A 26,521-nucleotide genomic window follows, 5' to 3' on the forward strand; every position below is an offset into this window, starting at 1 on the left:
TGGGGAGAGGGTGAAAGGCGGCACCGGACATTTCCCTCTCCCCTGTGGGGAGAGGGTTAGGGTGAGGGGGGGTGTTTTGTTATTTGCTGTCAGACTTGTATTCGTACTCGTAATAACCGTAATCCTGGTACCCGGTCGCACGACGGAAGATGGAGTTCAGGATGACCCCTTTCACCTCAATGCCGTTCTGCTCGAAGCGGCTCAGGCTGGTTTCCACTTCCTTCAGGGTATTCACCGCATAGCGCGCCACCATCAGCGTGGTACCCGCATGACGGCCAACCACGGCGGCATCGGTCACGGCCAGAATTGGCGGCGTATCGATCAGCACCAGGTCATAGTTTTTGCTCGCCCACTCAATCAGCTGGGTGAAGCGTTCGCTCATCAGCAGTTCAGACGGGTTCGGCGGCACCTGACCACGCGGGATCAGGTCGAATCTCGGAATCGAGGTCGGCTTGGCGCTCTGGCTAATCTCTCCCTGACCCAGCAGGATTTCCGACAGACCGTTCACGTTGTTGGTGCCCAGCAGTTCGTGGGTATAACCCTTACGCATATCGCAGTCGATCAGCAGCACGCGCTTGTTGGTCTGGCTCACCACGGCCGCCAGGTTGGCACAGACAAAGGTCTTACCGATTGACGGGCTGACGCCGGTTAACATCAGGACGTTGTTTTTAGCCTGCATCATGGCGAAGTGCAGACTGGTACGCAGGCTGCGGATCGCTTCAATCGCCAGGTCGGTTGGGTTACCCACGGCCAGCAGCTGGCTCTGTTTGTAACGCTTAACGCCCTTGATGGTCTTGACGCTGTCACGGGATTTTTGCCACTCAGACAGCGGAATGCTGGCATAGACGTTGATACCACTCTCTTCCAGCGCCTGCGGGCTTTCGATACCGCGGTTGAACAACGAGCGCAGCAGGACGCCAACGATAGAGAGCATCAGGCCAAGAATGATGCTGCCGAGAATAATCAGCGCTTTCTTCGGCTTCAGCACGCCAGGCTGGGTAATGGCCGGGTCGACGATGCGCACGTCGCCCACTGTGCTGGCCTCGGTGATTTTCAGCTCCTGCTGTTTGTTCAGCAGCTGCATGTAAACCTGCTGTCCGGACTCCACGTCGCGGGTCAGGCGCACAATCTCCTGCTGCGTTTTCGGCATCGCGGTCACGCGGTCGTTCAGCTTCGCCTTCTCTTCTTCGAGAGTGCGGCGCTTCTCCAGCAGCGTGCGGTAGGCCGGGTGGCGTTTGGTGTATAGCTTGGAAATCTCTGCCTCTTTGAAGGTCAGCTCGTTGAGTTGCGCATCAATATTTACCATCGAGTCGAGAACCGATTTCGCCTCCAGCGGCAGGTCGACGGAGTCTTTATCCTGACGGTAGGCATTCAGCTTGTTCTCGGCATCATCCAGACGGGCACGCACTTCCGGGAGCTGTTTAGCGAGGAACGCCAGGCTTTTCGCCGCTTCCGCCGACTTGCGCTCGACGTTCTGCTCAAGGTAGTTGCGGGTAATGCTGTTCAGGATGTCGCGAATTTGATCCTTATCTTCACCGGTAAAGGTCATGCTCAGCACGCCGGTGTCCTTACCGTTTTCGGTGACGGTCAGGTTGTTCTGCAGATTGTTGATCATCCCCAGCGTGGAGAATTTGGTGACGGTGAATTCACCGCCCTCCTGGGCGTGGATCGCGCTAACCATCATGCTAACGCCGTCTTTGTTCAGCATCTGCCCCACTTCGCCGCGTGCGCTAAAGCCCGCATCGCTGGTCAGCTGATACTGTTTCGGGCCCAGCACCGTCAGGGTAAAGGTTTGATCCCCCGCCCCTTTCGGCAGCACAAAGTCAGTGACCTTTACGGTGTCATTGCTGCGCCCCATCAGACGGTCCCAGCCGGCACCGAAGATCGGGAACGTATTTTTGGTGACGGAGATGTCGAGTCCGAGGTCGTGAACCGTTTTACCCAGCACCAGACGCGACTGGATCAGCTGAATTTCAGCGTCGGATGCTGGCGGTTTGTTCGCCAGCGCGGAGCCGATATCCTGCACCAGCGAGTTGCCGGTATTCTGCTCGATCTGCACCAGCGCGTCGGCGCTGTAGATAGGTGTGGCGAACAGCGTATACACGACGGCCGCTGCGGCAAACACGGCAGTAATGCCAAGCACCCACCACTTTGCCTCGATAACCGTGCCGACCAGGCGACCAATATCAATTTCATCACTGCCCGAAGTCGGGGCGGCAGAAGGTCTTGTTTTTTCTGTCATTGTTATCCCTGCTGAGCTTTCAGTGCCTGCGCCCACTGTTGGGCAGACTGGTCAAGTAAGGTGTAAACCGCCTCGAAGGCTTCATGGCTCTTGCGATACGGATCGGGGATTTCGCGTTCGTTGTCCCAGTGACCAAACAGCATCACCTTGCCGCGCATCTCCGGAGCGATATCGCACAGCGCATGAATATGGCGTTTTTCCATTGCCAGAATCAGGTCATACTCCCGGCACATGCGGCCGGTGACCTGGCGGGCGATATGCCCGTCAAGAGAGAGGTTGTGATCGCGGGCCACGCTCGCGGCGCGCTCGTCGGCACCTTTGCCCACCAGCGCGCCCAGCCCTGCGGACTCGACCGTTAACTCGGGCTGGTACTGTTTCAACAGCCGTTCAGCCGTGGGGGAACGGCAAATGTTCCCCACGCATACCACCAGAATTTTGTTAAACATCGCGGATTACCAGGTATGAATGTCGCGCGCCGTATCCGTCATGTAGCGAACGCCACTGATGGTTGGCAGCAACTGGTTGATCAGACGGTTCCAGCGGGCAACCGGCGCGGTGGTGACGTAAACCACATCGTATGGCTGGAGACGGAACTCCGTCGCCATCACCAGAGACGTCGCATCGGACATATCCAGCTGGTAGATGTTGGCAATCTTGCCCTTCGCGCTGCCTTCACCCTTCAGCGGACGGATGACGAAGATACCGGTCGCGTTAGAGGTGGTCAGATCGATACCTTCAGCATTGCCCAGCGCTTCGGTCAGGGTCATGCCGCTGAAGTCCATTTTGAGGGTGCTCTGTTTCTTCACTTCACCCATCACGAAGACTTTCAGATCGTCGTTGCGCGGTACGTAGAGAATATCGCCCGGATAGAGCAGGCGGTTCTGGGTCAGGTCGCCGTTTTGCATCAGCGCCTGCAGCGAAATGCGCTGCTCTTTGCCGTTGTGGGTCAGCACCACGTTGCGCCAGTCGGCGCCGTCGGTTAAGCCGCCTGCGGCGTTAATGGCGTCCAGAACGGTGAGCGGAACGTTGGTGATGGCCTGCTGGCCGGATTTGTTCACCTGACCGGAGATATAGGCTTTTTGCGAGCGGAATGCGGCGATATTAACGTCCACCTGCGGGTCGGCGATGTACTGCGCTAAGCGGCCGGTAATATCACTACGGATCTCGGCAAGCGTTTTCCCGGCGACATGTACTTTACCAATGTACGGATAGAACATGGTGCCATCTGACTGTACCCAGTTCCCGGTGTCGCTTGAGCTACGGTACTGGCCCGCTGGCGTGGTCAGTTCAGGGTGGTCCCAGACGGTCACGTTGATCACGTCGCCCGGCCCCACGCGATACTGATAGGAGGCAATTTCCTGGTCCAGAGACATATTCGGCTGGGCAACATTCGGACGTGGACGTAATTGTTCGACCAGACGTGGCGTAAGTGGATAAACATTCACCATTTTGTCGAGATCAAAATCGGCATCCTGTTGCTTGATCACATCCTTACCCATTGTTGACATATTGCTGCCGGGAAAGACCGTGCAACCACTCATCAAGGTCACAGACACCAATAATGGCATCAATTTCATTTTGGATTTCATCATTGATTATTTATCACTTTGGCAGAGTAATTATCCTGTGCAATTTAAATAAGCCTGAGACGTATTGGGTTTCAGCATGCAGTTAATCAAATAGAAATATAACTGGCATCAGTCCTAAAAAAAGCTTATTCATCCATTGGCTATTGACAGAATAATCGAGGCTGATTTACACGCTTTCAGGCACGCTACCGCCCTTGGCTTTCAGTTACCAATCCACTGACTAAACAATGTGTTATGGATAGACACCCTCTTGAGTAAGGTCTTCTGGAAATATATCAGCCGCTTGAAATACACAACGGATAATGAATGACCATTCCGAAGACCAAAACAATAATAGCAACAACAAGATTTAACATTTGATGCTGGGAGAATTGTTGCAGCTAACCTAATAGCAGGCAAGGAGACAACTGTCCTAATATCTGTTTTTAAGATTAATATTAAGAGCAAAGTTTTGACCTTTTAGGATTTTCTTTATATTGACAAAAAGAGAGTAAAAACCATTATCTGCGATATATCCTAAAAAGCACTCAGAATAATAAAATATACGTATTTTGCTTATTTACACTCACCTGAGACTGCTCTCTTTTTTACGCATCGTATTAAGAGAAATCTCAGCCCGACATTGCATTTTCCCCCAGCTTTATCCATGATCGAAGTGTGACATTCGTCATATAACAGAAGGTATTGCTATTACTATGGAATGGATTGCCGATCCATCAATCTGGGCCGGGCTGGTGACGTTGGTCGTCATCGAATTAGTGCTCGGTATTGATAATCTGGTGTTTATCGCCATCCTCGCTGAAAAACTGCCCCCTTCCCAGCGCGACCGCGCGCGCGTGACGGGTCTGCTGCTGGCGATGGTGATGCGTTTACTGCTGCTGGCCTCTATCTCCTGGATGGTCACGCTCACTCAGCCTCTGTTCTCCGTTCGCGGCCTGAGCTTTAGCGCGCGCGACCTGATCATGCTCTTCGGCGGGCTGTTCCTGCTGTTCAAAGCCACGGTGGAGCTTAACGAACGGCTCGAAGGCAAGGACAGCGAGAACCCGACCCAGCGACGCGGGGCGAGATTCTGGCCGGTGGTGGCGCAAATTGTGGTGCTTGATGCGGTCTTCTCCCTGGATTCGGTGATTACCGCCGTCGGGATGGTGGACCATCTCGCCGTCATGATGGCCGCGGTAATTATCGCCATCACGCTGATGGTGATGGCAAGCAAAGCACTGACCCGCTTTGTGAACAGCCACCCGACAATCGTGATCCTCTGTCTCAGCTTCTTGCTGATGATTGGCTTCAGCCTGGTCGCCGACGGTTTCGGCTTCCACATTCCGAAAGGCTACCTGTACGCCGCCATTGGCTTCTCCGTCATGATTGAAGCGCTCAACCAGCTGGCGATATTTAACCGCCGCCGGTTTCTCTCCGCGAATCAGACCCTGCGCCAGCGCACGGCCGACACCGTGATGCGCCTGTTGAGCGGCAGGAAAGAGGATGCCGAGCTGGACGCCGAATCCTCTGCCCTGCTGGCCGATCACAGCGACGGGCAAATCTTTAACCCGCAGGAGCGGCTGATGATCGAGCGGGTGCTTAACCTGAATCAGCGCACGGTCAGCAGCATCATGACCTCCCGGCATGACATTGAGCATATTGACCTCACGGCACCGGAAGAGCAGATCCGCGCCCTGCTGGATAAAAACCAGCACACCCGCGTGGTGGTCACCGGCGGTGAAGAGGAAGAGGAGCTGCTGGGGGTGGTACACGTGATTGACCTGCTCCAGCAGCAGCTGCACGGCGAGCCGCTCAACCTGCGCGCGCTGGTACGCCAGCCGCTGGTCTTCCCGGAAGCGCTTCCGCTGCTCTCCGCGCTGGAGCAGTTCCGCAACGCGCGCACCCACTTCGCGTTTGTGGTGGATGAATTTGGTTCGGTGGAAGGGCTGGTCACGCTCAGCGACGTAATGGAAACCATCGCCGGTAATCTGCCAAACGAGGTGGATGAGATTGATGCCCGCCACGACATTCAGAAAAACGCTGACGGCTCGTGGACGGCCAACGGCCACATGCCGCTGGAAGACCTTGTGCAGTTCGTGCCGCTACCGCTGGATGAAAAACGGGAATACCACACCATTGCCGGTCTGCTGATGGAGTATTTGCAGCGCATCCCGCAGCCGGGAGAAGAGGTTCAGGTGGGCGACTATCTGCTTAAAACCCTGCAGATTGAAAACCATCGCGTGCAGAAAGTGCAGCTAATTCCACTGCGGGATGAGGAAGAGCTGGATTTTGAGGTTTAGGTAAACCAAAACGGCAACCCCGTTGCCGTTTTAGTGTTTGCTCCCTCTCCCGTGGGAGAGGGTCCGGGTGAGGGCATCAGGCCGCACCGCCGTCAAAGCTTATCCAGCAGCTTCTTCACATCCTTGCCGTTCTGGGAATCTTTATTACGATCCGCCCAGCTGTTGAGCCGACGCTTCGCTTCATCCTGCAGATGCTTACGCAGGATCTGATCTACCTGAAGGCTGTAGTTCAGCGCCTGCCATTTGCCGTATACGCTAAGCGGAACCGGCGTCTCTTTGAGGAAGTCAATCAGCTTGCTTTCGCCCTGCCAGCCGGAAAGCACCCGGACGTTAAAGCGCGTGTCCGCCGTCTCTTTGACGAGATCCAGCGAGCCTTCTCCGGTTAACGACAGCATAGATGAAGTTCCCTGCATCCCGGCCAGCGTCAGCACCCCGTTATCCAGCGTCAGGTCAGTGGTGAAGCTGTCGAGGCGAGTTGCGCTGTCGTAGTTTTCCTGGGCTTTAACATCGCTGCTGCGCTCCACCGCCTGCTGAACCAGCTGCTGGAAGTTGAGCCCTTCCATTCGCGAATCTTTCAGGTCAACATGCGCCTCGCCCTGCCACTCACGGCGGAAGGCGTTGGCATCAATTTTGGTGCCTGAGAAATCGCCCGCCAGCGTCAGCTGACCCGTCAGGGATATCGGATAGTTAAAGGCTTTGAGGATGCTGCCAATCTCAACGTTGTCGAGACGCGGCTGGAATTCAGCGCTGGCAACGTCCTTACGCACGTCCAGCGTACCCGGAAGTGACAGGTGACCCACCCCCATTTTGCCGCTCAGTTCTGAAATTACCAGCAACCCGTTGTGGTTGAACATCTGGCCGCTCACGTCGGTAAAATCAATACCGCGCCAGCGCACGCTGTTGGCTTTCAGCAGAATATCCGCCGTGAAGCCGCGCAGCACGTTATAGTCAGGCTGTTCAAGGTTGGATGAGATAACCGGACGCGACACCGGTGACTGGCTTTGCCCCGTCTGCACGGCATCGCTGTCCGTTGCGCTTGCTGGCACCGGTGGCAGGATGTTCTCCAGGTTGAGCTTGTCAAACTGCAGGTTCAGCACCCACTTCGGCTTATCGTCGAGCGTGACGCTCGCCTGCCCTTTCAGGCTGCTGTCGTTGGCCTGCAGGTTAAGGTTATCCAGCGCCAGCTGTTTTTGCTCTTCGCGCCATACGGCCTGCAGCGTCCCCTGCCCGGCGATCCCCTGGGTCGGGAGATCCGCTCCCGTCAGCTGCCAGCTAAGCTGCTGGATGTCGGCCGTCAGCTGATGCGGATAGTCCGACGCATTCACGTTTGCATTCAACGAGAGGGACAGATCGCGCTGGTCGCGGTTTACCCGTCCGCTAAATTCCAGCGACGCAAGATGGTGTTCATCCTGTTCCATCTGCAGGTTGATGTTGCGAACGGTGACCTGCTCCTGATCCTCATGCTGGAACACCAGCACGCTATCGGCCACTTTCAGTTTGCCTATATCAAAGGACCAGCCCGTATCGGACGGTTCATCCGGTAAGGTATTCTCGCGCGGCGCAACCGGCGCATTCGCGTCGCGCACGGCTTCGGTCTGCGGGGTAAGCTGAATGACCGCGCCCTTCAGCATCACCTGATTAACCTGCAGCTGATGGGAGATGAGCGGGATCAGCGCCACATCGAGACGCATGTTGTCCGCAGAGACCAGCGGCTGTGCCGCGCCCGGCGCGGTTAACGACATGCGGCCAGAGAGAATGCTGAGCTGCGGCCAGACATGCCAGCGCAGCGGCCCGTCAAGCTTCAGTTGGTAACCACTGCGTGCCTCGACCTGCCGCACCATGTAAGCGCGGAAATCATTCGGGTTAACCAGCAGAACCAACGCCGAAAGGCCAGCAACCAGCACTACCAGCAAAATCATCAGCGTTGTCAGAACTCTTCTCATGGCATCCTCAATGGACTAACGATCAGTCTTTATCAATACGGCTGGCAACCGCACCCTGCTGGTCGCGGTATTTTGCGTCCTGGCGGCGGTTATAAGGCCTGTCTGCCGGGCCTGTGAGAGGTTCAAAGCTTAACGCACCGATCATCATTCCGGGGCGCAGCGCCAGCGGCAGTTTACCGGCGTTGAAGAACTCCAGCACGATACGGCCGGACCAGCCTGGGTCGATACGGTGCGCGGTCACGTGAACCATCAACCCCAGGCGGGCCAGAGAAGAACGGCCATCAAGCCAGCCGACGAGATCCGCAGGCAGGGTCACGGATTCATACGTCACCGCCAGCGCCAGTTCACCCGGGTGCAGATAAAAAGCTTCACCTTCGTCAATGATGATTTCATCACTCATGACGCGATCGAGCGCGGCGCTCACTTCATCCTTCGGCCCGCTGAGGTCGATGAACGGCGCAGTATGGCCGCTAAAGGTGCGGAATTTATTCCCCAACCGTACATCAACGGTCACCCCATTGATGCGCTCCACGGGGGGACGTGGGGTAATAGACAAGCGGCCTTCATCCAGCCAGGCTTCAATATCACGATCGCAAAGACGCATGGTTCTTTCTCCTTTCATGCATCGTACCCTGAGCCGTTGAACGCTCAGGGTAAAACCAGGTTATCTCTGAACGGTACACAATTCGCGCGGCTTATTCAAAAAACTGGCTGATTTTCGCTTTTAAGATATCAATAGCAATGCGGTTTTTGCCCCCGCGAGGCACGATGATATCGGCGTATTGTTTGGATGGTTCAATAAACTGCAGGAACATCGGACGGACCGTTTTCTGGTATTGCGCCATGACGGAGTCCATCGAACGGCCGCGCTCGTTAACGTCACGCTTGATGCGGCGCATCAGGCAGATATCCAGCGGGGTATCGACAAAGATGGAGAAGTTCATGGATTCACGCAGGCGGGCATCGGTCAGGAGCAGGATGCCTTCAAGGATAATGACCTTCTTCGGCTCGATGCGGATCGTTTCCTGGGTACGGGTGTGTTCTACGTAACTGTAAACGGGCAGTTCGATCGCCTGGCCGCTCTTAAGCGCTTCTAAATGCTGGAACAGTAAACTGTGATCCATCGCATTCGGGTGGTCGTAGTTGGTTTTTACACGTTCTTCCATCGACAGATGGGATTGATCTTTGTAGTAGCTGTCTTCGGGAATGACGCCGATATGCTCATCACCTACCTGTTCACGCAGTTCGCGATAAAGCGTACTGGCAATTAGACTTTTACCTGAAGCCGATGCGCCGGCGATGCCTATAATGACGCACTGATGAGACTTATCAGTCATAAATTTAGCGACCTGAATAACCTGGATGTTAAGGAAGGACGACGCCGGAGCGTCAAACGCGGCAATTATAGGGATTTCGCGGGCGTGATACCAGTCGAATGCGCAGGTTCTGCGAGACAGGCTGAAAAGTGGCGCATTGATCCCTGAGAGAAATTTTAATGACCGTTTTTTCAGCGTTTAACAGGAATTTTTTAGCGAGTAACTATTTAATAAGTCTATGATGTCAAATTATGAGCAGTCGCCATATGAATTGTAAATTGTTTGTACTAGCATAAACCAAATTATCAAATTCACTCGTGCGCACTTCTCTCCTGACGGCATGGCGTCTCTGGATAAAGCGGTAATGAATAAACAATACCAGCGGGTTTTGGTTACCACCCCACATCCTTTATTACGACTTGTCTGTCTGGGCCTGGTCACCTTTATCTTTACCTTATTTTCGCTGGAGCTTACCCGCTTCGGTACCCTGCTGGCGCCACTCTGGTTTCCTACCGCCATTATGATGGTGGCGTTTTACCGCCATGCAGGAAAAATGTGGCCCGGGATAGCCCTGGCCTGTTCATTTGGCAATATTCTGGCCTCGTGGATGCTGTTCTCCTGGGCGTCGATAAACCCCACCTACACCGCAATAAACGTTATTGAGGCCATCATCGGTGCCGTGTTACTGCGCAAGCTGCTTCCGTGGTACAACCCGCTGCAAAATTTAAACAACTGGATCCGCCTGGCAATAGGCAGCGCGCTGGTGCCGCCGCTGGTGGGCGGTATTCTGATGACGCTTCTGATCCCCGGCCCTGAGCCGCTGCGTAATTTCATCGTCTGGGTGCTATCTGAATCCATTGGCGCGCTGGCGCTGGTGCCGCTGGGGCTGCTGTTTAAATCCCATTACCTGCTCCGCCACCGTGACCCGAGATTGCTGCTGGAAACCCTGGTTACCATGGCCGTAACGCTGGCCCTCAGCTGGGCATCCATCACCTGGCTGCCGTGGCCCTTTACCTGCGTGATTGTCCTGCTGATGTGGAGCGCCGTGCGCTTGCCGCGGCTGGAAGCGTTCATGGTGTTTCTGGTTACCGTGATGGTCGTTTCACTGATGATTGCCCATAACCCTTCGGCGCTGACCACCCAACATGCCGGGCCGATGATGAACGCGCCGTGGCTGCCGTTCCTGATGCTCCTCCTCCCCGCTAACGTGATGACCATGGTGATGTATGCCTTCCGTGCCGAACGCAAACACATCACCGAGAGCGAAGAGCGCTTTCGTAATGCAATGGAGTATTCCGCCATCGGTATGGCGTTAGTCAGCATGGAGGGCCAGTGGCTTCAGGCCAACAAGGCGCTGTGCAATTTCCTCGGTTACAGCCAGACCGAGCTACAGTCGCTCACCTTCCAGCAGCTCACCTGGCCGGAAGATTTGCATACCGACCTGGAACAGCTGGAGCAGCTGGTCAACGGCGAGATCAACACCTACACCCTTGAAAAGCGCTATTACACGCGCAACGGAGAGGTCGTCTGGGCACTTTTGGCCGTCTCCGTCGTGCGCCATGCCGATGGCTCGCCGCTCTATTTTATCGCCCAGATTGAAGACATTAACGACCTGAAGCAGACCGAGTGGGTCAATAAACGGCTGATGGAGCGCATTACGCTGGCCAACGAAGCGGGCGGCATCGGCATCTGGGAGTGGGATCTGGAGCCAGACATCATCAGTTGGGATAAGCGGATGTTTGAGCTGTATGAAATTCCGCCGCACATCAAGCCCACCTGGCAGCTCTGGCACGAAAGAATATTGCCGGAGGATCGCGCCCATGCGGAGCAGGTGCTGCGGGATTCACTGGTTTCTCGTCTGCCGTTTAAGCTTGAATTCCGTATCCGCGTGAAGGAAGGCGTGCGCCATATACGCTCCCTGGCCAACCGGGTGCTGAATAAAGAGGGTGAAGTCGAACGTTTGCTCGGCATCAATATGGACATGACCGAGGTGAAGGAGCTTAACGAAGCGCTGTTTCAGGAAAAAGAGCGTCTGCACATCACGCTCGACTCCATCGGCGAAGCGGTGCTCTGTACCGATATCGACATGAACGTCACCTTTATGAACCCGGTCGCCGAGAAGATGAGCGGCTGGCTGCAGACCGAGGCCATCGGCCAGCCTATCCTGAAGGTGTTACACATCACCTTTGGGGAACGGGGCCCGCTGATGGAGAATATCCACAGCGGCGATATGTCACGCTCCGATATCGACCAGGATGTAGTGCTGAACTGCCGCACCGGCGGATCGTTTGATATTCACTACAGCATTACGCCACTCAGTACCCTTGATGGGCACAGTATTGGCTCGGTGATCGTTATTCAGGACGTCACCGAGTCGCGCAAAATGCTGCGTCAGCTAAGCTACAGCGCGTCGCACGATGCCCTCACCCACCTGGCAAATCGGGTCAGCTTCGAAAACCATCTTAAACGGCTTCTGCAAACCGTTCGCGAGACGCGTCAGCGTCATGCGCTGGTCTTTATCGATCTGGACCGCTTCAAAGCCGTCAATGATAGCGCAGGCCATGCGGCGGGAGATGCCCTGCTGCGGGAACTCTCTTCCATGATGTTAACCATGCTTCGCTCCAGCGACGTACTGGCGCGCCTGGGCGGCGACGAGTTTGGGCTGCTGCTGCCGGACTGCAATATTGAGAGCGCGCGCTATATCACCGGGCGTTTGATCCATACCATCAATGACTATCACTTTATGTGGGAAGGTCGCCTGCACCGGATTGGCGCCAGCGCAGGGATCACGCTGATTGATGAGCATAATAACCAGGCGTCAGAAGTGATGTCGCAGGCGGATATTGCCTGTTATGCCTCGAAAAACAGCGGCCGCGGCATCGTGACGGTGTACGAACCGCAGCAGGAGCGGGATCGGAGCGCGCGCAGCATGATGTCGCTGGACGAACAGTGGCATATGATCAAAGACAATCATCTGATGATGATAGCCCGCAGCGTCGCCTCTCCGCGCATACCGGAAAGCTGTAACTTCTGGCTGATTTCGCTACGCCTGTGGACCAGCCAGGGTGAAGTCCAGGAGGAGCACGCCTTCCGTTCTGGTCTGGCGGAGCCCGAACTGCTGCACGCCCTCGACAGACGTATCTTTAGTGAGTTTTTCCGCACCTCTGCCGCACAGGTCGCCCGTAAAGGGATGGGGGTAGCACTGCCGCTTTCTGCCGCCGGTTTAGCCAGCGTAACGCTGGTCGATGAACTCCTCGACCTGCTCGATAACAGCCCCATGCCGGGCCGTCTGCTGCATCTGGTTATCGCGAGCGACGTGGTGTGTAATCCGGATGAGAATCTGCAGCGAGGGCTGCAAAAGCTTCGCCAGGCGGGCTGCCGGGTGATCTTCAGCCAGATAGGGCGCGACATGAACGTCTTCAGCCACCTGAGCCCGAACATGGCCGATTATCTGATGCTCGACGCCGAGGTGGTGAGCAACGTGTATGGTAATCTGATGGATGAGATGATGGTGACCATCGTTCAGGGCCACGCCCAGCGTCTGGGGATGAAAACCATCGCGGGCCCCTGCAACCAGCCCATCATGATGGATACGCTTTCCGGCATCGGCATTGATTTTATCTATGGCGACACCATCGCCGAGCCGCAGCCGCTGGATCTACTGCTCAACACCAGTTATTTCGCCATCAACTGACGGCGTCCAGCCGTCGGTATACCAGATGTGCAGCAGCGCGTAGGAGCGCCACGGCTGCCAGCGCTCGGCGTAACGACGGATCTGCGCGGGAGTCATCCCGGCGAAGCGTTGCTTTATCAGATAATCATCCGGCAGGAACACATCTTTCGCCTGCCAGCCTCTCAGGGCCAGGTAATTTGCCGTCCAGCGCCCGATGCCCGGCCGCTGCTGTAGCGCCTTCATGCCCGCCTCAACGTCCTCAGGCGGCGTCAGCGGAAACGTCCCGTCAACAACCGACTGCGCCAGATGAATCAGCGCCTCCGCGCGTTTTACCGGCATTCCGAGCGCCTTGAGCGCCAGCGGATCGGCAGCGGCCAGCGCTTGCGGGGAGGGAAAGCAGACATAACCCGGAGCATCCTTCACCGGCTCACCGCACAGGGCGACAACGCGGGAAGCCAGTTTCGCCGCCATCGCCACGCTGACCAACTGCCCGAGAATGGCCCGGACGCCCTGCTCGTACGCATCCATCGCCCCCGGCAGACGCAAGCCGGGGCGGGCAGCGCCGAGATCCCCCAGCGTATTCGCGATGTGCTGCGGGTTACAGGCGAGATCGAACAGGCGCGCGATGCGTTCAAGACACGTCTGCGCAACCGGAACCAACCCCGGGCTGAGCGTCACAATCAGCGTATGGGTAGCGATATCTGGCGTCACGCGAAATATCCCCTGATGGCCGTCGCAGGCAAAGCTGCGCTCGTAGTAGTCGCTCGTGACGATTTCAATGCCCGTCACCGCACGCGCGCCAAGAAAGCCAAACATCCACTGCCAGTCGTAAGGGGGTTGCCACGTCAGGGTATACATCGCTGCTCCTTTTTTATTTTTATCAGCATAAACGGAAAGACCTTGTTTTGCCTTGCTTTCATATTCCTGTTGTCGCGATGCAGACATTTCGTTAAAGTCTCGCCCCTTCTCACCGGCATGGGGATTAATCGTGTTTATTGGATTTGACTACGGTACGGCAAACTGCTCGGTTGCGATCATGCAAAACGGCCAACCGCAGCTTCTGAAAATGGAAAAAGAGAGCACGCTGCTGCCGTCAATGCTCTGCGCGCCGACGCGCGAAGCGGTGAGCGAGTGGCTGTTCCGCCACCATCAGGTTCCGGCTACCGCGGCGGAGACCCAGGCGCTGCTGCGTCGGGCGGTCAGCTTTAACCGCGAGGAAGACATCGACGTTACCCCTTCCAGCGTGCAGTTTGGCCTCTCCTCGCTCGGGCACTACATTGAAGACCCGGAAGAGGTCTACTTCGTTAAATCGCCAAAATCCTTCCTCGGCGCGAGCGGCCTGAAGCCGCAGCAGGTGGCGATGTTTGAAGATCTGGTCTGCGCCATGATGCTGCATATCCGCAATCAGGCGCAGTCGCAGGTGCCGGATACTATCACCCAGGCGGTGATTGGCCGCCCGATCAACTTCCAGGGGCTGGGCGGTGACGAAGCCAACCAGCAGGCCCAGGGGATCCTTGAACGAGCGGCGCACCGGGCGGGATTCCGCGACGTGGTGTTTCAGTACGAGCCGGTTGCGGCGGGGCTGGATTTTGAAGCCACGCTGACGGAAGAGAAGCGCGTGCTGGTCGTCGACATCGGGGGCGGTACAACGGACTGCTCGCTGCTGCTGATGGGGCCGCAGTGGCATCAACGTCGTGACCGCGAAAACAGCCTGCTCGGGCACAGCGGCTGCCGCGTAGGCGGCAACGATCTGGATATCGCCCTGGCCTTCAAGAGCCTGATGCCGCTGCTGGGCATGGGCGGGCAAACGGAAAAAGGCATTGCCCTGCCGATCCTGCCGTGGTGGAACGCGATTGCCATCAACGACGTTCCGGCGCAGAGTGATTTTTACAGCACCGCGAACGGGCGCTTCCTCAACGACCTGGTGCGCGACGCGCAGGATGCCGAGAAGGTCGCCCTGCTGTATAAAGTGTGGCGTCAGCGCCTGAGCTACCGCGTGGTGCGAACTGCGGAGGAGTGCAAAATCGCCCTTTCCGACCGTCCTGAACATGCGGTCTCCTTGCCGTTTATCAGCGAGGATCTGGCCACGGCGATTTCACAGGAGGGGCTGGAGACGGCGCTTGCTCAGCCGCTGCAGCGCATCCTGGAGCAGGTCCAGCTGGCGCTGGAGAACGGCAAAGAGAAGCCGGATGTGATCTACCTGACCGGCGGTAGCGCCCGTTCACCGCTGATCAAGAAAGCGCTGGCGGAACAGCTGCCGGGCATTCCGATTGCCGGTGGGGATGACTTTGGCTCCGTTACCGCAGGGCTGGCGCGCTGGGCGCAGGTGATGTTTAGCTAATGCGGTTGTGCCGGGTGGCGGCTTCGCCTTACCCGGCTAAAACGATCGCCACACTCAGACCATTCCTGACAGTCTTCCATATTTCCTCCATTTTTCCGCTGTGTTAGCTGACTAAACTAGTATCATTCCCCGAAGTATTCAGGATGAGAACGTATAACGATGAAAGGCAGTAACAAATCCCGCTGGGCAATCGCCGCTGGCATCATTGTGGTGGTCCTTGCCGCCGCCTGGTACTGGCACAGTCAATCTGCGAACTCCGCCGCTCCCGCCGGCGCCAGCAGCCAGGCCCAGCGCCCGGCTGGCGGCGGCCGTCACGGCATGCGCGGCGGCGCGCTGGCACCGGTTCAGGCGGCAACGGCGGTGAGCAAAGCCGTTCCGCGTTATCTGACGGGGCTCGGAACCATCACCGCCGCCAACACCGCCACGGTGCGCAGCCGCGTTGACGGTCAGCTCATCGCGATCCACTTCCAGGAAGGTCAGCAGGTCAAAGCGGGCGATCTGCTGGCGGAAATCGACCCGAGCCAGTTTAAAGTCGCCCTCGCTCAGGCGCAGGGGCAGCTCGCGAAAGACAAAGCCACCCTCGCCAACGCCCGTCGCGATCTGGCGCGCTACCAGCAGCTGGTGAAAACCAACCTCGTTTCTCGTCAGGAGCTGGACACCCAGCAGTCGCTGGTCAGCGAAACGCAGGGCACCATCAAAGCCGACGAGGCCGCCGTCGCCAGCGCGCAGCTGCAGCTGGACTGGAGCCGCATCACCGCGCCGATTGACGGACGCGTGGGCCTGAAGCAGGTCGATATCGGTAACCAGATCTCCAGCGGCGACACCACGGGCATCGTGGTGATCACCCAGACCCACCCGATTGATTTAGTCTTTACCCTGCCGGAAAGCGATATCGCAACCGTCATGCAGGCGCAAAAAGCCGGTAAAGGCCTGGTGGTGGAAGCCTGGGACCGCACCAACAAGCAGAAGCTGAGCGAGGGTTCCCTGCTTAGTCTGGACAACCAGATCGATACCACCACCGGCACCATCAAGCTGAAGGCGCGCTTTAACAACCAGGACGATGCCCTCTTCCCGAACCAGTTCGTCAACGCGCGAATGCTGGTCGCTACCGAAGAGAACGCGGTGGTGATCCCCACCGCAGCGCTGCAGATGGGTAACGAAGGAAGCTTTGTCTGGGTGCTGAACAGCGACAATAAAGTGAGCAAGCATCTGGTGAAAACCGGGATTCAGGACAGCCAGACGGTGGTCATCAGCGCCGGGCTCTCCGCCGGCGACCGCGTGGTCACCGACGGCATCGACCGTCTCACCGAAGGCGCGAAAGTTGAGGTGGTTGAACCTGCAAAACAGGGAGCGACCTCCTGATGCAGGTTATGCCCCCGAGCTCTACAGGTGGGCCGTCACGCCTGTTTATCCTCCGCCCTGTCGCCACCACGCTGTTGATGGTGGCGATCCTGCTGGCCGGGATCATTGGCTACCGCTTCCTGCCCGTGTCGGCGCTGCCGGAAGTGGATTATCCAACGATTCAGGTTGTCACTCTCTATCCTGGCGCCAGCCCGGACGTGGTGACGTCCGCCATTACCGCCCCGCTGGAGCGCCAGTTTGGCCAGATGTCCGGGTTAAAACAGATGTCCTCCCAGAGTTCCGGCGGGGCATCCGTCGTGACGCTGCAGTTCCAGCTAACGCTGTCGCTGGACGTCGCCGAGCAGGAAGTGCAGGCCGCCATCAACGCCGCCACCAACCTGCTGCCGTCGGACCTGCCTAACCCGCCGGTCTACAGCAAGGTGAACCCGGCGGATCCGCCGATCATGACGCTTGCCGTCACCTCCTCCGCCATGCCGATGACCCAGGTCGAAGACATGGTCGAAACCCGCGTGGCGCAGAAGATTTCTCAGGTCTCCGGCGTCGGCCTCGTCACGCTGGCGGGCGGCCAGCGCCCGGCCGTGCGCGTGAAGCTTAACGCACAGGCGATTGCCGCGCTGGGGCTGACCAGCGAAACCATCCGCACCGCCATCAGCAGTGCCAACGTCAACTCGGCGAAAGGCTCGCTGGACGGCCCGACCCGTGCGGTCACCCTCTCGGCAAACGACCAGATGCAGTCCGCCGACGAATACCGCCAGCTGATTGTGGCCTACCAGAACGGCGCGCCGATCCGCCTGGGCGATGTCGCCACCGTGGAACAAGGCGCGGAAAACAGCTGGCTCGGCGCGTGGGCGAACAAGCAGCAGGCGATCGTGATGAACGTGCAGCGCCAGCCGGGCGCTAACATCATCGAAACCGCCGACAGCATCCGCACCATGCTGCCGCAGCTGATTGAAAGCCTGCCGAAATCGGTCAGCGTAAAAGTCCTTTCCGACCGCACCACCAACATTCGTGCGTCGGTCACCGACACCCAGTTCGAGCTGATGCTGGCGATTGCGCTGGTGGTGATGATCATTTACCTGTTCCTGCGCAACGTTCCGGCAACCATTATCCCCGCCGTCGCCGTGCCGCTCTCGCTGGTCGGGACCTTTGCGGTGATGGTGTTCCTCGACTTTTCGATTAACAACCTGACGCTGATGGCGCTCACCATCGCCACCGGGTTCGTGGTGGATGACGCCATCGTCGTTATCGAGAACATCTCGCGCTATATCGAGAAAGGTGAAAAGCCGCTGGCCGCCGCGCTGAAGGGCGCGGGTGAAATCGGCTTTACCATTATCTCGCTCACCTTCTCGCTGATTGCGGTGCTGATCCCGCTACTGTTTATGGGCGACATCGTCGGGCGGCTGTTCCGCGAGTTTGCCGTGACGCTGGCGGTCGCCATTCTGATCTCTGCTGTGGTGTCGCTGACCCTGACGCCGATGATGTGCGCCCGCATGCTGAGCCACGAGTCCCTGCGCAAGCAAAACCGCTTCTCCCGCGCCTCCGAGCGGATGTTCGAGCGAATTATTGCCGCCTACGGTCGCGTGCTGGCGAAAGTGCTGAACCATCCGTGGGCAACGCTTGGCGTGGCGCTGGGCACGCTGGCGCTCAGCGTAATGCTGTGGATTTTTATTCCGAAAGGTTTCTTCCCCATCCAGGATAACGGCATTATTCAGGGCACGCTGCAGGCTCCGCAGTCGGTCTCCTTCGCGAACATGGCGCAGCGCCAGCAGCAGGTGTCTGAAATCATCATGAAAGACCCGGCGGTGGAGAGCCTGACGTCCTACGTGGGGGTGGATGGCACCAATCCGTCGCTCAACAGCGCGCGTCTGCAGATCAACCTTAAGCCGCTCGATGAGCGCGACGATCGCGTCAACGCCGTCATTGAGCGGCTGCAAAGCGCCGTGGCCCGCGTGCCGGGCGTTGAGCTGTACCTGCAGCCGATTCAGGATTTGACCATTGATACCCAGGTCAGCCGCACGCAGTATCAGTTCACGCTCCAGGCTACGTCGCTTGATGCCCTCAGCACCTGGGTGCCGCAGCTGGTTGAAAAACTTAACACCCTGCCGCAGCTCGCCGACGTCAGCAGCGACTGGCAGGACAAGGGGCTGGCGGCCTACGTCAACGTTAACCGCGATACCGCCAGCCGTCTGGGCATCACCATGTCTGATGTGGACAACGCCCTGTACAACGCCTTCGGACAGCGCCTGATCTCCACCATCTACACCCAGGCGAACCAGTACCGCGTGGTGCTGGAACACAACACCGAGAACACCCCCGGCCTGGCCGCGCTGGACTCGGTGCGCCTGACCAGCAAAGACGGCGGCATTGTGCAGCTGAGCGCCATCGCCACGGTGGAGGAGCGCTATACCCCGCTGTCGATTAACCACCTGGATCAGTTCCCGTCCACCACCATTTCCTTCAACGTGCCGGACGGTTACTCGCTGGGCGAGGCGGTGGAAGCCATCCAGGCTGCTGAAAAAGCGCTCAGCTTCCCGTCCGACATTCAGACCCAGTTCCAGGGCAGCACGCTGGCGTTCCAGGCCGCGCTGGGCAACACCGTCTGGCTGATCGTCGCGGCGGTCGTGGCGATGTACATCGTGCTTGGCGTGCTGTACGAAAGCTTTATCCACCCAATCACCATCCTCTCTACCCTGCCAACGGCGGGCGTGGGGGCGTTGCTGGCATTGATGCTGGCGGGCAGCGAGCTGGACGTTATTGCCATCATCGGCATCATCCTGCTTATCGGGATCGTGAAGAAAAACGCCATCATGATGATCGACTTTGCGCTGGCCGCCGAGCGCGAGCAGGGCATGTCGCCGCGCGATGCCATCTTCCAGGCCTGCCTGCTGCGTTTCCGCCCGATCCTGATGACCACGCTGGCCGCCCTGTTGGGCGCGCTGCCGCTGATGCTCAGCACCGGCGTCGGTGCGGAGCTGCGCCGCCCGCTGGGTATCGGTATGGTCGGGGGCCTGCTGGTGAGTCAGGTGCTGACGCTCTTCACCACGCCGGTGATCTATCTGCTGTTTGACCGCCTGGCGCTGTGGACCAAAAGCCGTTTCCCGAAACGTGAAGAGGAGGCGTAAGTGAAGTTTTTCGCCCTCTTCATTTACCGTCCAGTTGCGACGATTTTACTCTCCGTCGCCATTACCCTGTGCGGCGTGCTGGGCTTCCGGCTGCTGCCAGTTGCCCCCCTGCCGCAGGTGGATTTCCCGGTGATCATGGTCAGCGCCTCGCTGCCGGGTGCGTCACCGGAGACCATGGCCTCGTCCGTTGCCACGCCGCTGGAGCGTTCTCTTGGGCGGATTGCGGGAGTCAACGAGATGACCTCCAGCAGCTCGCTGGGCAGCACGCGCATCATTCTGGAATTCAGCTTCGACCGGGATATTAACGGTGCCGCCCGTGACGTGCAGGCGGCCATCAACGCCGCGCAAAGCCTTCTGCCGAGCGGGATGCCGAGCCGTCCTACCTACCGCAAGGCCAATCCGTCCGACGCGCCAATCATGATCCTGACGCTGACCTCGGACACCTATTCTCAGGGGCAACTCTACGACTTTGCGTCGACCCAGCTGGCGCAGACGATCTCACAAATCAACGGCGTGGGTGACGTGAGCGTTGGCGGAAGCTCCCTGCCCGCCGTGCGCGTGGGCCTGAACCCGCAGGCGCTGTTCAACCAGGGCGTGTCGCTGGACGACGTGCGCTCCGCCATCAGCAGCGCCAACGTGCGTAAACCGCAGGGGGCGATTGAGGACGGCAGCCACCGCTGGCAGATCCAGACCAACGACGAGCTGAAAACCGCCGCCGAGTATCAACCGCTGATTATTCACTACAACAACGGCGCGGCGGTACGCCTGAGCGACGTAGCCAGCGTCACTGACTCGGTGCAGGACGTGCGCAACGCCGGGATGACCAACGCTAAACCGGCCATCCTGCTGATGATTCGCAAGCTGCCGGAGGCGAACATTATTGAGACGGTGAACAGCATTCGCGCCCGCCTCCCGGAGCTAAAGGAGACCATCCCGGCAGCAATCGATCTGCAGATTGCCCAGGATCGCTCCCCGACCATCCGCGCCTCGCTTGAAGAGGTGGAGCAAACGCTGATTATCTCCGTCGCGCTGGTGATCCTGGTGGTGTTCCTGTTCCTGCGCTCCGGCCGCGCGACGCTGATCCCGGCGGTGGCCGTGCCGGTGTCGCTGATTGGGACCTTTGCCGCCATGTACCTGTGCGGCTTTAGCCTTAACAACCTGTCGCTGATGGCCCTGACGATTGCGACGGGCTTCGTGGTGGATGACGCCATCGTGGTGCTGGAGAACATTTCCCGCCACCTTGAAGCGGGCGTGAAACCGCTTCAGGCCGCGCTGCAGGGCACGCGCGAGGTGGGCTTTACGGTACTTTCCATGAGCCTGTCGCTGGTGGCGGTATTCCTGCCACTGCTGCTGATGGGCGGCCTGCCGGGCCGCTTACTGCGCGAGTTTGCCGTCACCCTCTCGGTCGCCATCGGGATTTCGCTGGTGATTTCCCTGACGCTGACGCCGATGATGTGCGGCTGGATGCTCAAGCGCAGCAAGCCTCACTCGCAGCCGCGCCGCAAAGGCTTTGGTCGTTTTCTGATGGCGATGCAGGAAGGCTACGGCAAATCGCTGAAGTGGGTGCTGAACCACACGCGGCTGGTCGGCCTGGTGCTGATCGCCACAATTGGGCTCAACGTCTGGATGTACATCACCATCCCGAAAACCTTCTTCCCGGAGCAGGACACCGGCGTGCTGATGGGCGGCATTCAGGCGGACCAGAGCATTTCATTCCAGGCGATGCGCGGCAAGCTGCAGGACTTTATGAAGATCATTCGTGAGGATCCGGCTGTAGACAACGTCACTGGCTTTACCGGCGGCTCGCGCGTTAACAGCGGGATGATGTTCATTACCCTTAAGCCGCGCGGCGAGCGCAACGAAACGGCGCAGCAGGTGATTGACCGCCTGCGGGTGAAGCTTGCCAAAGAGCCGGGCGCAAACCTGTTTTTGATGGCCGTTCAGGATATCCGCGTCGGCGGGCGGCAGGCGAACGCCAGCTACCAGTACACGTTGCTCTCGGATGATTTAGCCGCCCTGCGCGAGTGGGAGCCGAAGATCCGTAAGGCGCTGGCCGCCCTGCCGGAGCTGGCGGACGTGAACTCCGATCAGCAGGACAACGGCGCGGAGATGGCGCTCACCTACGACCGCGAAACCATGTCGCGGCTGGGCATCAACGTTGAAGCCGCCAACAGCCTGCTAAATAACGCCTTCGGCCAGCGGGAGATCTCCACCATCTACCAGCCGATGAACCAGTATAAGGTGGTGATGGAGGTCGATCCGCGCTACACCCAGGACATCAGCGCGCTGGACAAAATGTTTGTGATTAACAGCGACGGCAAGGCGATTCCGCTCTCGTACTTTGCCAGCTGGCGGCCAGCCAACGCGCCGCTGTCGGTGAACCATCAGGGGCTGTCGGCGGCGTCGACCATCTCCTTTAACCTGCCCGCCGGTTCGTCGCTTTCCGAGGCCAGCGACGCGATCAACCGCGCGATGACGCAGCTTGGCGTGCCGTCCACCGTGCGCGGCAGCTTTGCCGGGACCGCGCAGGTGTTCCAGGAGACGATGAATTCGCAGGTGATTTTGATTCTGGCCGCCATCGCCACGGTCTATATTGTGCTGGGCGTGCTGTATGAAAGCTACGTGCACCCGCTGACCATTCTCTCAACGCTGCCGTCGGCGGGCGTGGGGGCGCTGCTGGCGCTGGAGCTGTTTGGCGCGCCGTTCAGCCTGATCGCGCTTATCGGGATTATGCTTTTAATCGGCATTGTTAAGAAAAACGCCATCATGATGGTGGACTTCGCGCTGGACGCCCAGCGCAACGGCAACCTCTCGCCGGAGGAGGCGATCTTCCAGGCCTGCCTGCTGCGCTTCCGTCCGATCATGATGACCACCCTGGCGGCGCTGTTTGGCGCGCTGCCGCTGGTTATCTCGGGCGGCGACGGCTCAGAGCTGCGCCAGCCGCTGGGGATCACCATTGTCGGCGGCCTGGTGATGAGCCAGCTGCTGACGCTGTACACCACGCCGGTGGTCTATCTGTTCTTCGACCGCCTGCGGCTGCGCTTTTCGCGTAAAAACAGAGAAACGGTAAACGGGTAAATGACTGAGCTTCCCAGCAACGTTCGCTGGCAATTGTGGATAGTCGCCTTCGGCTTCTTTATGCAGTCGCTGGATACGACCATCGTCAACACCGCCCTCCCCTCCATGGCGAAAAGCCTGGGGGAGAGCCCGCTGCATATGCACATGGTGATTGTCTCCTACGTGCTGACGGTGGCCGTGATGCTGCCTGCCAGCGGCTGGCTGGCGGACAAAGTGGGCGTGCGAAATATCTTTTTTACCGCCATCGTGCTGTTTACCGCTGGCTCGCTGTTTTGCGCCCAGGCCAGCACACTAGACCAACTGGTGGCGGCGCGCGTGCTGCAGGGCGTCGGTGGCGCGATGATGGTGCCCGTCGGGCGGTTAAAGGTGATGAAGATTGTGCCACGCGAGCAGTACATGGCGGCGATGACCTTCGTCACCCTGCCCGGTCAGGTGGGGCCGCTGCTGGGCCCGGCGCTGGGCGGGATGCTGGTGGAGTACGCCTCCTGGCACTGGATTTTCTTAATCAATCTTCCTGTTGGCATCATTGGCGCTATCGCCACCCTGACGCTGATGCCGAACTACAAAATGCAGACCCGACGCTTTGATGTCTTCGGCTTTATTCTGCTGGCGGCGGGCATGGCTACGCTCACCCTGGCGCTCGACGGGCAAAAGGGGCTGGGCATTTCGTCCCTGACGCTCGGGGTGCTGGTGGTTATCGGCATCACCGCCATTCTGTGGTATCTGTGGCACGCTCGCGGGAATGACCAGGCGCTGTTCAGCCTGAACTTATTTAAAAATCCCACCTACCGTCTTGGCCTGTTCGGCAGCTTCGCCGGACGTATCGGCAGCGGCATGCTGCCGTTTATGACGCCCGTGTTTCTGCAAATTGGCATGGGGTTTTCGCCGTTTCACGCGGGCCTGATGATGATCCCGATGGTGCTCGGCAGCATGGGGATGAAGCGCATCGTGGTGCAGGTGGTGAACCGCTTTGGCTACCGTCACGTGCTGGTGGCCGCCACGCTGGGGCTGTCGCTGGTCAGCCTGCTGTTTATGACCGTGGCGCTGATGGGCTGGTACTACGTCCTGCCGCTGGTGCTGTTCTGCCAGGGGATGGTCAACTCCATGCGCTTCTCGTCGATGAATACCCTGACGCTGAAAGACCTGCCGGACGATCTGGCGAGCAGCGGCAACAGCCTGCTGTCGATGGTGATGCAGCTCTCCATGAGCGTGGGCGTGACCATCGCGGGTTTACTGCTCGGCATGTACGGCCAGCACCACCTCAGCGTCGACACGCCGGTGGCGCATCAGGTCTTTTTATATACCTATCTCAGCATGGCGGTCATTATCGCCCTGCCCGCTTTCATCTTCGTCAGAGTGCCGGATGATACCAGCAAGAACGTCGTGATTAGGCGCGGCAAAAGGAGTGGCTCATGAAATTCTGGCGTCCGGGTATTACCGGCAAGCTCTTCGTGGCGATTTTTGCCACCTGTATTGTCCTGCTGATCACCATGCACTGGGCGGTGCGGATCAGCTTTGAGCGCGGTTTTATTGATTACATCAAGCATGGCAACGAGCAGCGCCTGCAGGGCTTAAGCGATGCGCTGAGTGAACAGTACGCCCAGCACGGCAACTGGCGTTTTCTGCGCAATAACGACCGCTTTATTTTCCAGATCCTGCGCTCGCTGGAGCACGACACCGGTGACGATCGCCCGGGGCCGGGCATGCCGCCGCACGGCTGGCGCACCCAGTTCTGGGTAATCGATCAGGATATGCGCACGCTGGTTGGGCCGCGCGCGCCGATACCGCCGGACGGCACCCGCCGGGCGATTAAGGTGAATAACGCGACCGTCGGCTGGGTTATCGCCTCACCGGTGGAGCGCCTGACGCGCAACACCGATATCAATTTTGACCGCCAGCAGCGCCGGACCAGCTGGCTGATCGTCGCTCTCTCCACCCTGCTCGCCGCGCTCGCCACCTTCCCGCTGGCGCGCGGTCTGCTCGCGCCGGTGAAACGGCTGGTGGAAGGCACGCACAAGCTGGCCGCCGGGGATTTCACCACCCGCGTCGACACCCGCAGCCAGGACGAACTGGGCAAGCTGGCGCAGGACTTTAACCAGCTCGCCAGCACGCTGGAGAAAAACCAGCAGATGCGCCGCGACTTTATGGCCGATATTTCCCACGAGCTGCGCACCCCGCTGGCAGTGCTGCGCGGCGAGCTGGAGGCGATTCAGGACGGCGTACGCCAGTTTACGCCCGAATCGGTGGCCTCTCTGCAGGCGGAGGTGGGCACGCTCACCAAGCTGGTGGATGACCTCCACCAACTCTCCATGTCCGACGAAGGCGCACTGGCCTACCAGAAGGCGCCCGTTGATGTCATTAACGTACTGGAGGTGGCGAGCGGCGCCTTCCGCGAACGCTTTGCCAGCCGCAACCTGAAAATCGACCTCTCCCTGCCGGACAGCGCGGTGGTGTTTGGCGACAAAGACCGGCTAATGCAGCTGTTCAACAACCTGCTGGAGAACAGCCTGCGCTACACCGACAGCGGCGGCGGGCTGCATATCTCCGGCAAACAGGAAAACGGACGCTTCGCCCTCACCTTCGCGGATTCCGCCCCCGGCGTGCAGGACGCGCAGCTGGAAAAATTGTTCGAGCGCTTTTACCGCACCGAAGGCTCCCGCAACCGCGCCAGCGGCGGTTCCGGCCTGGGGCTGGCGATTTGCGTTAACATCGTCGAGGCGCATAATGGCACCATTCGCGCCGCCCATTCGCCTTTTGGCGGGGTTAGCATTACAGTAGAGTTACCTCTGGAACGGGATTTATCGAGAGAAGTATGACCGAGTTACCGATTGACGAAAACACGCCGCGCATTTTGATCGTCGAAGACGAACCCAAGCTGGGACAGCTGCTGATCGACTATTTACGCGCGGCCAGCTATGCCCCGTCACTGATCAGCCACGGCGACCAGGTGCTGCCGTACGTACGCCAGACTCCGCCTGATCTTATCCTGCTGGATTTAATGCTGCCTGGCGTTGATGGCCTGACCCTGTGCCGGGAAATTCGTCGCTTCTCCGACGTGCCTATTGTCATGGTCACCGCCAAAATTGAAGAGATTGACCGCCTGCTGGGGCTCGAAATCGGCGCGGACGACTACATCTGCAAGCCCTACAGCCCGCGTGAGGTGGTGGCCCGCGTGAAAACCATTCTGCGCCGCTGCAGGCCGAAGCGCGAGCTTCAGATGCTGGACGCCGAAAGCCCGCTGATTGTGGATGAGAGCCGCTTCCAGGCGAGCTGGCGCAGCAAGCTGCTGGACCTCACCCCTGCGGAGTTCCGCCTGCTGAAAACCCTCTCCCAAGAGCCGGGAAAAGTCTTCTCACGCGAACAGCTGCTGAACCACCTGTACGACGATTACCGCGTGGTGACCGACCGCACAATTGACAGCCACATCAAAAACCTGCGCCGCAAGCTGGAGGCGCTGGACGCCGAGCAGTCGTTTATTCGCGCGGTGTACGGCGTGGGGTATCGCTGGGAAGCGGATGCGTGCAGGATTGCCTAGCTAGCCGCTGGTTAATCCAGGCCGGGTAAGGCGAAGCCGTC

16 protein-coding genes are annotated in these 26,521 nt (G+C 58.7%); 9 read left to right on the forward strand and 7 right to left on the reverse strand.

Annotated elements, in window-relative coordinates; translation table 11 throughout:
- Positions 1–79 precede the first annotated feature (79 nt).
- Genes wzc through ACMWL8_RS04205 form a run of 3 tightly spaced genes read right to left on the reverse strand, consistent with a single transcriptional unit; the run spans position 80 to position 3,834 of the window.
- Positions 80–2,242 carry a tyrosine-protein kinase Wzc gene (gene wzc / locus ACMWL8_RS04195; protein WP_045260419.1) on the reverse strand — a complete coding sequence of 721 codons (2,163 nt, stop codon included), beginning with the start codon at positions 2,240–2,242 and terminating at the stop codon, positions 80–82.
- A 2-nt stretch (positions 2,243–2,244) separates the two neighbouring features.
- Positions 2,245–2,688 carry a low molecular weight protein-tyrosine-phosphatase Wzb gene (gene wzb / locus ACMWL8_RS04200; protein ID WP_041909108.1) on the reverse strand — a complete coding sequence of 148 codons (444 nt, stop codon included), beginning with the start codon at positions 2,686–2,688 and terminating at the stop codon, positions 2,245–2,247.
- A gap of 6 nt (positions 2,689–2,694) precedes the next feature.
- Positions 2,695–3,834, reverse strand: a complete 1,140-nt coding sequence (locus ACMWL8_RS04205; protein ID WP_014170829.1) for a polysaccharide export protein — start codon at positions 3,832–3,834, stop codon at positions 2,695–2,697.
- Between the two features lie 692 nt (positions 3,835–4,526).
- Here ACMWL8_RS04205 and ACMWL8_RS04210 point away from each other — a divergent pair.
- A complete protein-coding gene (locus ACMWL8_RS04210) occupies positions 4,527–6,110 on the forward strand; it encodes a TerC family protein (RefSeq protein WP_045260420.1) in 1,584 nt (527 codons plus the stop codon).
- A gap of 92 nt (positions 6,111–6,202) precedes the next feature.
- On the opposite strand, the gene asmA is transcribed toward ACMWL8_RS04210, so the two are convergent.
- The 3 genes from asmA to udk form a co-directional block, all read right to left on the reverse strand.
- The gene (gene asmA, locus ACMWL8_RS04215) at positions 6,203–8,053 is read right to left on the reverse strand and encodes an outer membrane assembly protein AsmA (protein ID WP_045260421.1); all 1,851 of its coding nucleotides are present in this window, start codon (positions 8,051–8,053) and stop codon (positions 6,203–6,205) included.
- 22 nt (positions 8,054–8,075) lie between these two features.
- Entirely contained in the window at positions 8,076–8,657 is a 582-nt protein-coding gene (gene dcd / locus ACMWL8_RS04220; RefSeq protein WP_028013805.1) for a dCTP deaminase, read from the reverse strand.
- A 91-nt stretch (positions 8,658–8,748) separates the two neighbouring features.
- Entirely contained in the window at positions 8,749–9,390 is a 642-nt protein-coding gene (gene udk, locus ACMWL8_RS04225; protein ID WP_008500855.1) for a uridine kinase, read from the reverse strand.
- A 343-nt stretch (positions 9,391–9,733) separates the two neighbouring features.
- Between udk and ACMWL8_RS04230 the strand changes: the two genes are divergently transcribed.
- Positions 9,734–13,063 (forward strand): diguanylate cyclase, encoded by a 3,330-nt coding sequence (locus tag ACMWL8_RS04230; RefSeq protein ID WP_414751571.1) that lies wholly within the window; start codon positions 9,734–9,736, stop codon positions 13,061–13,063.
- On the opposite strand, the gene alkA is transcribed toward ACMWL8_RS04230, so the two are convergent.
- Complete coding sequence (gene alkA, locus ACMWL8_RS04235) at positions 13,028–13,900, reverse strand: DNA-3-methyladenine glycosylase 2 (RefSeq protein WP_045260423.1); 873 nt, start codon at positions 13,898–13,900, stop codon at positions 13,028–13,030. The two genes, ACMWL8_RS04230 and alkA, sit on opposite strands and share 36 nt — an antisense overlap.
- A 130-nt stretch (positions 13,901–14,030) precedes the next feature.
- Between alkA and yegD the strand changes: the two genes are divergently transcribed.
- The 7 genes from yegD to baeR all read left to right on the forward strand — a co-directional run bounded on the left by yegD (position 14,031) and on the right by baeR (position 26,480).
- Positions 14,031–15,383: a molecular chaperone gene (yegD, locus tag ACMWL8_RS04240; RefSeq protein ID WP_045260424.1), complete on the forward strand. Its 1,353-nt coding sequence runs from the start codon at positions 14,031–14,033 to the stop codon at positions 15,381–15,383.
- A gap of 159 nt (positions 15,384–15,542) precedes the next feature.
- Positions 15,543–16,745 carry an MdtA/MuxA family multidrug efflux RND transporter periplasmic adaptor subunit gene (locus ACMWL8_RS04245; protein WP_041909096.1) on the forward strand — a complete coding sequence of 401 codons (1,203 nt, stop codon included), beginning with the start codon at positions 15,543–15,545 and terminating at the stop codon, positions 16,743–16,745.
- Positions 16,745–19,867: an MdtB/MuxB family multidrug efflux RND transporter permease subunit gene (locus ACMWL8_RS04250; RefSeq protein WP_045260425.1), complete on the forward strand. Its 3,123-nt coding sequence runs from the start codon at positions 16,745–16,747 to the stop codon at positions 19,865–19,867. The genes ACMWL8_RS04245 and ACMWL8_RS04250 overlap by 1 nt, the downstream gene beginning before the upstream one ends.
- The gene (mdtC, locus tag ACMWL8_RS04255) at positions 19,868–22,945 is read left to right on the forward strand and encodes a multidrug efflux RND transporter permease subunit MdtC (protein ID WP_045260426.1); all 3,078 of its coding nucleotides are present in this window, start codon (positions 19,868–19,870) and stop codon (positions 22,943–22,945) included.
- Positions 22,946–24,361, forward strand: a complete 1,416-nt coding sequence (locus tag ACMWL8_RS04260) for an MFS transporter (RefSeq protein ID WP_045260427.1) — start codon at positions 22,946–22,948, stop codon at positions 24,359–24,361. It begins immediately after the preceding gene.
- Positions 24,358–25,761: a two-component system sensor histidine kinase BaeS gene (baeS, locus tag ACMWL8_RS04265; RefSeq protein ID WP_045260428.1), complete on the forward strand. Its 1,404-nt coding sequence runs from the start codon at positions 24,358–24,360 to the stop codon at positions 25,759–25,761. Before ACMWL8_RS04260 ends, baeS begins: the two co-directional genes overlap by 4 nt.
- Positions 25,758–26,480 carry a two-component system response regulator BaeR gene (gene baeR, locus ACMWL8_RS04270; protein WP_045260429.1) on the forward strand — a complete coding sequence of 241 codons (723 nt, stop codon included), beginning with the start codon at positions 25,758–25,760 and terminating at the stop codon, positions 26,478–26,480. The genes baeS and baeR overlap by 4 nt, the downstream gene beginning before the upstream one ends.
- Positions 26,481–26,521 lie beyond the last annotated feature (41 nt).

This window comes from Enterobacter sp. 04-C-12-SI-ECC, from assembly GCF_047530715.1.
Lineage (GTDB): Bacteria > Pseudomonadota > Gammaproteobacteria > Enterobacterales > Enterobacteriaceae > Enterobacter > Enterobacter bugandensis.

Coding starts and splice junctions, on each gene's coding strand:
- wzc (WP_045260419.1), bottom strand. CDS start 2,242: ATGACAGAAAAAACAAGACCTTCTGCCGCCCCGACTTCGGGCAGTGAT.
- wzb (WP_041909108.1), bottom strand. CDS start 2,688: ATGTTTAACAAAATTCTGGTGGTATGCGTGGGGAACATTTGCCGTTCC.
- ACMWL8_RS04205 (WP_014170829.1), bottom strand. CDS start 3,834: ATGATGAAATCCAAAATGAAATTGATGCCATTATTGGTGTCTGTGACC.
- ACMWL8_RS04210 (WP_045260420.1), top strand. CDS start 4,527: ATGGAATGGATTGCCGATCCATCAATCTGGGCCGGGCTGGTGACGTTG.
- asmA (WP_045260421.1), bottom strand. CDS start 8,053: ATGAGAAGAGTTCTGACAACGCTGATGATTTTGCTGGTAGTGCTGGTT.
- dcd (WP_028013805.1), bottom strand. CDS start 8,657: ATGCGTCTTTGCGATCGTGATATTGAAGCCTGGCTGGATGAAGGCCGC.
- udk (WP_008500855.1), bottom strand. CDS start 9,390: ATGACTGATAAGTCTCATCAGTGCGTCATTATAGGCATCGCCGGCGCA.
- ACMWL8_RS04230 (WP_414751571.1), top strand. CDS start 9,734: ATGAATAAACAATACCAGCGGGTTTTGGTTACCACCCCACATCCTTTA.
- alkA (WP_045260423.1), bottom strand. CDS start 13,900: ATGTATACCCTGACGTGGCAACCCCCTTACGACTGGCAGTGGATGTTT.
- ACMWL8_RS04245 (WP_041909096.1), top strand. CDS start 15,543: ATGAAAGGCAGTAACAAATCCCGCTGGGCAATCGCCGCTGGCATCATT.
- ACMWL8_RS04250 (WP_045260425.1), top strand. CDS start 16,745: ATGCAGGTTATGCCCCCGAGCTCTACAGGTGGGCCGTCACGCCTGTTT.
- ACMWL8_RS04260 (WP_045260427.1), top strand. CDS start 22,946: ATGACTGAGCTTCCCAGCAACGTTCGCTGGCAATTGTGGATAGTCGCC.
- baeS (WP_045260428.1), top strand. CDS start 24,358: ATGAAATTCTGGCGTCCGGGTATTACCGGCAAGCTCTTCGTGGCGATT.
- baeR (WP_045260429.1), top strand. CDS start 25,758: ATGACCGAGTTACCGATTGACGAAAACACGCCGCGCATTTTGATCGTC.